This is a genomic window from Streptomyces sp. SBT349, assembly GCF_001083795.1.
Taxonomy (GTDB): Bacteria; Actinomycetota; Actinomycetes; order Streptomycetales; family Streptomycetaceae; genus Streptomyces.
In genome coordinates this window covers 1-1,458 of record NZ_LAVK01000664.1, presented here as the reverse complement: position 1 = coordinate 1,458, position 1,458 = coordinate 1, and the positions used below count along the sequence as shown (strand labels likewise).

The 1,458-nt window shown below is 75.4% G+C and carries 1 protein-coding gene and 2 pseudogenes; 1 reads left to right on the top strand and 2 read right to left on the bottom strand.

Annotated features, from left to right (window positions below; genetic code table 11):
* Positions 1 to 140: 140 nt before the first annotated feature.
* Together ADY01_RS35635 and ADY01_RS35630 are read right to left on the bottom strand one after the other, a co-directional pair.
* Positions 141 to 959 carry an NTP transferase domain-containing protein gene (locus ADY01_RS35635; protein WP_049581036.1) on the bottom strand — a complete coding sequence of 273 codons (819 nt, stop codon included), beginning with the start codon at positions 957 to 959 and terminating at the stop codon, positions 141 to 143.
* 111 nt (positions 960 to 1,070) lie between these two features.
* Positions 1,071 to 1,346, bottom strand: a pseudogene (locus ADY01_RS35630) (2-oxo acid dehydrogenase subunit E2); the annotation flags it as partial.
* On the opposite strand from ADY01_RS35630, the pseudogene ADY01_RS41980 reads away from it, so the two are divergent.
* Positions 1,327 to 1,458: pseudogene (locus tag ADY01_RS41980) on the top strand (sensor histidine kinase); the annotation flags it as partial. The pseudogenes ADY01_RS35630 and ADY01_RS41980 sit on opposite strands and share 20 nt — an antisense overlap.

The following is a 1,458-nucleotide window of genomic DNA, read 5'->3' as shown; positions in this document are numbered from 1 at the left end:
CCGCGTCCCGCCCGAAGTCCCCGCGGGCGGGCCCTCTCCCCCCTCCGCCCGGGGGGGCGCCGGGCGGGGCGCGGGGCGGGGGTGGCCGACGGCACCCCCGGGCACGTTGGCGAGGGCGAGGGCGTCGTCGAACTCATCGATCATGTGCGTTGCTCTTCCTGTTGCCAGCTCTCGGCGAGGGCCGAGACCCGGCGGGCGGCCTCGGCGGGCGAGATGCCGTGCAGGGCCGCCGCGTAGCCGATGAGAAAGGTCGTCAGCGGAGCCGCGGGGCGCGCGACTGAGTGGGCGGCGTCGCGCGCGGTGTCGAGCAGCGCGGTGGTGTCCACGTCGGGGTCGATGCCGAGTTCGGTCTTGACCGCGGCAATCCATTCGTCAAGCACCGCCCCATCGTCCCTGATCCGGGCGCGGGCCGTGGCGATGTCCGCCCAGGTGTCGCAGTCGAGGCTCCCGGCGGCGGGGAGGCGGCGCAGGGCGAGTCCCGGCAGCAGAAGCTTGAGGGGCAGTCCGGCGAGGGTGCCGAACTCGGCGTCGAGACCCGTCAGTTCGCGGTGGAGCGGGGCGGCGCGGTAGACGGCGGTGAGGGGCTGGTCGCGGTCCTCGCCGTCGCGGAGGAGCTGTCCCTCGGCCTCGGCGGGGACGTCGAGAAGGCGGTGAACGGTGCCGGTGTCGAGGAACGGCAGGTCCGAGGCGAGCACGGCCACCAGCGGGCGGGTGGTGTGCCGCAGGCCCGCGTGCAGCGCGGTCAGGGGTCCGCCGCCGGGCGGGTCGTCGTTCGCCCAGGTGACGGGCCTGACGGTGGGCCGGGGCGGGCCCACGACGACGGTCGTGGCTGCGTCGGCGCAGGCGGAGAGTACCCGGTCGAGTAACGTCCGCCCGCCCACCCGCACGGCCGGCTTGTCCACCCCACCGAGCCGACGGGCCCCGCCGCCGGCCAACACGACGGCGTCGAAATCTGCCATGCGGAAAACCGTACCGGGATCGCCGGGGTGTTCTCCCCCGGCCACCCGTTCCCGTGCCCGCCGGCCCGGCGGGGGCCCGCGACCGCCCCCGCCGCCGGGTCAGCCGCTGGGTCACAGCATGCGCAGCGGTTCCTCGACGTGGTCGGCCGCCGTGCGGAGGAACGCCCCGGCCGTGCCGCCGTCGCAGGCCCGGTGGTCGAAGGTCAGGGAGAGCTGGACGACGTGGCGCAGGGCGAGCCGGCCCCGGTGCGCCCACGGCTTCTCCGCGATCCTGCCGACGCCCAGCATCGCCACCTCGGGGTGGTTCAGGATCGGCGTGGAGCCGTCGACGCCGAAGACGCCGTAGTTGTTGAGCGTGAACGTCGAGCCGGTGAGCGCCGCCCGGGCCGGGATCATGGTCACCGCCGTCGCCCTGGCGGGCTCCCAGTCCGGCGGACTGCCGCCGGACTCGCCGATGCAATGGGTGGTCTTCGGCGCGCTGCTCGTCTTCAACGCGACG

What these genes read in the sequence shown, in the direction of transcription:
- ADY01_RS35635 (WP_049581036.1), bottom strand. Translation starts at nt 959, where the DNA reads ATGGCAGATTTCGACGCCGTCGTGTTGGCCGGCGGCGGGGCCCGTCGG.